The organism is Xenorhabdus bharatensis, assembly GCF_037996705.1.
In the GTDB taxonomy this organism is placed as follows: Bacteria; Pseudomonadota; Gammaproteobacteria; order Enterobacterales; family Enterobacteriaceae; genus Xenorhabdus; species Xenorhabdus bharatensis.
This window is the reverse complement of sequence record NZ_JBBMXG010000003.1, coordinates 163463-168176: the sequence shown is the minus strand read 5'-3', so window position 1 is coordinate 168176 and position 4714 is coordinate 163463. Positions and strand designations below refer to the sequence as shown.

Below are 4714 nucleotides of genomic sequence, written 5' to 3'. Positions count from 1 at the left end.
TTTATAGTTCCAGAATCTCAGGGATTAATCTGTCAACTAAAAACCTGATACAATTCATTTCATTATGAAAGTGGGCATGTAATAACAGGCACAGATATAGCGCTGCATTCTGTATGCAAATGCTTCATTCAGAACAAAATTTGTATCTAGGTTATTTTTTAAAGCGCGAGGATAGTGCTTAACTTGCATATCAGGATGCCAACGGAGGTGGCATTAATAATACGTTATCAAAACTAAACCAATGAACTTAAACAGAAACAAAATAATGAAAAAATTATTATGTTTTTTTGTTTTACCCATGTATTACGTAAGTCCAAAAAGATAAAAGAATTAAGCTTGATCGGCAGTTTAATGTAGCAGGAGTAACGAGTGGTTATAATAATATTACTTAATGTTTACAGGGAACATTAACGTATTATCAAATTAGGGTGGGGGAACTAAACGACTGAAGTGTGAACCGACAGAAGGAACATCAACACGATGAATACCACCTTCTCAATAGATAAGAAGATGGTTTCACCTGATCGGAGGCTATCTTGCAAATCGTCGGGAGCCAAAGACACAGAAAACGACACCAATCGTGACAATAATCATAAGAAAGCTTACAGGTTCACCCAGCAAACTCGCCGCTAAAGCCAGCCCTAAAAAGGGTTGAAGTAATTGAAGCTGGCCGACAGCAGCAATTCCTCCTTGTACTAAACCGCGATACCAGAAAATAAACCCAATCAGCATACTGAAGAGTGAAACATACCCAAGGCTTATCCAAGCAGGCATACTGACGTTTTTAAATGTATCCGGCATATATATCAATGTCAGAATCAGCATGATGGGTAATGAAATGAGTAAAGCCCAGCATATCACCTGCCAGCCACCCAGTTCCCGGGAAACCTTTGCGCCTTCCGCATAACCAAGCCCGCAGACAATGACAGATGCCAGCATTAATAGATCTCCGGTCAGTGAAGCGCTTGAATCCTGAGTAAATGCGAACCCCACAACCAGTGCACTGCCGATGACAGAAAACACCCAGAAAGCAGGGCGGGGACGCTCTCCTCCACGCCATACACCAAAGATGGCGGTTGCCAGAGGCAGTAAACCCAAAAATACAATGGAGTGAGCTGAAGTTATATATTGTAGGGCCAGTGCGGTAAGAAGAGGGAAACCAACGATCACACCGATAGAAACGATAACCAGAGAAGCGATTTGTTCTAACTTAGGACGCTTTTCTTTTAACGCTAATAAAATGACCAGAGCCAATAAACCTGCAATAGACGCCCGGGCAACCGTCAGAAACACAGGGTCAAAATCCATTACCGCCACTTTTGTTGCGGGTAAAGAGCCACTGAAAATCAATACACCAAGAAAGCCATTAAACCACCCGTTCGTTCTATCCTGTTTCATGGTTAAACTTTTCATGTTTGTTCTGAAACCTCATGTAATTAGATTCTATACCCATTTAACTTCAAGATACGTGTTATATCTCCCTGCGCCGCGGGGGAGGTATAAGGACTCACCTCATATTACCCGTTGTAACTTGAAGCTTATCGAGTATCTAACTGAAGCCTATAAATAAAAATATTGCCCAACCGGTGATAACGAGAAATCATGATATTGCTCACATTCATGACAATCAAATTATTGTCATGAATACATTTTCGTAAAAATCGCATATAAATCAGGCATTATCATGAGGAAATGCGCTGAAACCGGAGGCTTTTTTTAATGGCACACTCTCGATATAAATTTATAGTTGATAAATTTGCGGCTGATATACGAACGGGTCGTTTGCCTCCCGGAACACGCCTGCCGACTCACCGGCAGCTGGCTATCGATGAAAAAATGTCTTTAGTCACCGCAACCCGGGTTTACACTGAACTTGAAGCGATGGGACTGGTGAGTGGCGAAACAGGGAGAGGGACATTTGTCCGGGAAATATCATTACCTGCGGATTTAGGTATAGAACACCATGTTGCTTCAGATATGGTTGATCTGAGTTTTAACTATCCTTCTTTTCCATCTCAGACAGAATTGTTACGAAATTCTCTCCGCCAACTGGCGACTTCCGGCGATCTTGAGGCGTTACTTCGTTACCAGCCACATGGCGGGCGCTTGCATGAACGAGCGGTGATAGCGCAATACCTGAAAACAAGGGGGTTAAAGAGCATCACGACAGATAATACCCTTATCGTGAGTGGTGCTCAGCATGGTTTAGCCACAACCGTGATGGCTATGTTGAAACCCGGTGATGTAGTCGCAGTAGATACGCTGACTTACCCAGGTTTTAAAGCGCTGGCAAAAACTTATCATCTGGAACTTGTCGCAGTTCCTGCGGATAATGAGGGGACTGATCTGGATGCGTTGGAAAAGCTATGTCAGTGTCGGCATGTCCGGGCGTTCTATACCATGCCGACATTACACAATCCATTAGGATGGGTGATGAGCCGGCAACACCGGCTCCGGCTGGTGGAGCTGGCCCGACAATATAACCTGCTGCTTATTGAAGATGGTTCTTACGCTTTTCTGGCTCAGAATGCACCGCCGCCCTTAGCGGAACTGGCTCCTGAATCCACAATCTATGTTTCTGGTTTTTCGAAAAGTATTGCAACCGGATTACGCGTTGGTTTTATCGCTGCTTCGGTAGAAAAGATCCCGGCACTTGAACGGATCATCAGAGTAACAACATGGAATACACCGGCTTTAATTACTGCCATTACCTGTGAATGGATAACTGACGGCATGATAACTCAACTGGAAGAAGATAAGCGTCATGATGCACAGGCACGTCAACTCATTGTTAAACGGGTCTTTAAAGGGATGAGATATATCAGCCATCCATCATCTTATTTTGTCTGGCTTCCGTTGGATGAAGGGGTAAGGGCAGATCAGGTTGCGATGGCCTTAATGAAGGAACATATATCAGTCTCCACTGCCGAGCCATTTGCTACATCTTCATATGTGCCACATGCTATCCGTCTGGCTATTGGTTCGATAGAACAAAAATCCCTGAAAACGGTGCTGGAAAAAGTAAAAAGCATTGTCAATCTATATTCGTGCTTATAACGTTTTGCATTTTTAGTTTCTATTTGGAAACTAATATTCTGAAAATGCGGATATAATCCCCGTGAATTTTTTAACAATCCTAAAGTATATTTTCCAAATGGAAATTATATTACTGACAAAAATTGTCACTATCGGCTGTTAAAGTCAGATAAATCCATGTGTCTCAATAGCAAAAATGATACGGAGGGGTTTATGAATTTTAACGGTCAGGTGGCTATTATTACTGGTAGCACTGATGGGATCGGAGAAAAAGTCGCTGACATTTTACATACAAAAGGTGCCCGTGTTGTTATCGCATCCAGATCTAAACTTTCAGTTGAAAATAAAGCTAAGTCCTTATCCCCAGATGGTAGCCGTGCTCTGGGTATTCAGTGCGATGTTTCTGATCCGAGCCAAGTTCGCCATTTAATTGATAGCACAGTGAGTTATTTTGGAAGGCTCGATTTTGCCGTCAATAGTGCCGGAATAACCGGTGAACATAATAAAACTATACCAGAGCAAACACTGGAAAATTGGGAGCGGGTTATTTCCACTACATTAAGCAGTGTTTTCTATTGCATGAAATATCAAATACCCGCCATGCTGAAATCAGGTGGAGGGGCGATAGTTAATTTGTCAGCCGTTAATGGGTTAGTTGGTATTGCTGGTTTATCGCCTTACACCGTAGCAAAACATGGCGTGATTGGTTTAACGAAAACAGCCGCACTGGAATTTGCGTGTAAAAATATCAGAATAAATGCAGTTGCACCCGGTTATGTTAGTACTCCAAAGGTAAATGAACTGCCAGAAGAAGTGTTACACCGATTTTCAGACTGCCACCCAATGAGAAGAATGGCTAAAATGGAAGAAGTTGCTGAATTTGTTTTATTTCTTTTATCAGAAAAATCCAGCTTTTGTACAGGAGGTATTTATCCTGTTGATGGCGGATATTTATCACAATAGTGAGGCAACTTGAGTTAAAAAATTTAGACAGTGGTGGGATGATTTTTTCCTGCCATTTACCGTTAGTTGAATCACAGAAAGAAAAGCGTTATATGAAAACGGATAATCAGAACACTCATAATATTACGATAACACCTTTTGAAAATGCATTGAGCAGGCTCCAGTGCGTTCTTGTTGCAAGAAGAACAAAAGTAAACCCCGAAGGCGTGTCCTGGGCTCAGTATGATGTCTTACATTTACTCCGGCAGTATCAATCCATGAACCCCGGTATTATTGCCGAAAAGCTCGGTTTTACCCGCTCAAAAACATCAAAAATTTTGCGCTCACTGAAAGATAAAGATCTGGTTAAACAAGAATCGGGTGAGAATGATAAGCGCGAACTGCTTACTAAATTAAGCCCGAAGGGATTGGTATTTTTGCAGCGAACCGAAGCAAGTAGACACAATATGGCTGATATTGTCACATCGCATATGTCTCAGGGCGAAATTGCGCTATTTACAGAACTATGTCATCGGGCAGCAGATCTTTTATCCACGAATACACCCGTTCGTGATGAAGATTAAATCTTATGAAGCAAAAATCACGTTTGATTCGGGATTGATGTACAAAGATTCAAGCCGAAGTTCTCGGTAATCTTTAACGTCACTTTTCCCTAATACTCTGATAAGTGGTAACGATTCCATACCTGACACCTCAAATGGGAAAGGAAGATATG

Annotated in this window: 4 protein-coding genes; 3 read left to right on the top strand and 1 reads right to left on the bottom strand. The window is 42.0% G+C overall.

The window, feature by feature from the left end:
* Nucleotides 1-531 precede the first annotated feature (531 nt).
* Nucleotides 532-1413 (bottom strand): DMT family transporter, encoded by an 882-nt coding sequence (locus AAC855_RS04580; RefSeq protein ID WP_340608443.1) that lies wholly within the window; start codon nt 1411-1413, stop codon nt 532-534.
* A 306-nt stretch (nt 1414-1719) separates the two neighbouring features.
* Here AAC855_RS04580 and AAC855_RS04575 point away from each other — a divergent pair, with 306 nt between their 5' ends.
* The 3 genes from AAC855_RS04575 (at nt 1720) to AAC855_RS04565 (ending at nt 4562) form a co-directional block, all read left to right on the top strand.
* Complete coding sequence (locus AAC855_RS04575) at nt 1720-3057, top strand: aminotransferase-like domain-containing protein (protein ID WP_340608442.1); 1338 nt, start codon at nt 1720-1722, stop codon at nt 3055-3057.
* Nucleotides 3058-3249: 192 nt separating this feature from the next.
* Nucleotides 3250-3999: an SDR family NAD(P)-dependent oxidoreductase gene (locus AAC855_RS04570; RefSeq protein WP_340608441.1), complete on the top strand. Its 750-nt coding sequence runs from the start codon at nt 3250-3252 to the stop codon at nt 3997-3999.
* A 92-nt stretch (nt 4000-4091) separates the two neighbouring features.
* On the top strand, nt 4092-4562 hold the full coding sequence (locus tag AAC855_RS04565; protein ID WP_340608440.1) for a MarR family winged helix-turn-helix transcriptional regulator: 471 nt from the start codon (nt 4092-4094) through the stop codon (nt 4560-4562).
* The last annotated feature ends 152 nt before the right edge of the window (nt 4563-4714 follow it).